1 protein-coding gene is annotated in these 615 nt (G+C 52.4%); it reads left to right on the forward strand.

The window, feature by feature from the left end; genetic code table 11:
* Positions 1–75: 75 nt before the first annotated feature.
* The coding region (locus AC1DVH_RS32435) for a LysR family transcriptional regulator (RefSeq protein WP_477757216.1) at positions 76–615 on the forward strand (540 nt) is incomplete at its 3' end.

Below are 615 nucleotides of genomic sequence, written 5' to 3' on the forward strand. Positions count from 1 at the left end.
TGCCTAGAAACTGACACGCGCTTAGATTCCAGAAAACACACCTTTCGATACCCTTAGTTTCAGGTTACCTAAACTATGAAAGCGCGCCGTCCCAATCCAGTTGCTCAAGTCACTGATTTTGATATTCGGATGCTCAAGATATTTCGGAGTGTTGTGGAGTGCGGTGGATTCTCCGTTGCAGAGAGCATGCTCGGTGTTGGCAGGTCAGCAATCAGTCAGCAAATGACAGAGCTTGAACAGCGATTAGGCCTTCGGTTATGTCAGAGGGGACGTGCCGGGTTCTCGCTGACAGAGGATGGGCAGCAGGTGTATGAGGCGTGTTTACGCTTGTTGTCGGCGATGGAGGGATTTCGAAGCGAGGTCAACGGGATGCACAGCCATCTCCGGGGCGAGTTGATCATAGGCTTGACGGATAACCTGGTAACGATGCCTCACATGCGCGTCACGGATGCATTGGCTTCGCTAAAGAAAAAAGGACCTGACGTTCAGATCCAGATTCGAATGAGTACACCTGGTGAAGTAGAACAAGGTGTGCTCGACGGCCGTCTGCACGTAGGCGTAATCCCCCAGGTCGGTGCGCTTTCAGGCCTTGAATACCAGCCTCTGTACAGCGAG

The organism is Pseudomonas sp. P4_C3, assembly GCF_056402075.1.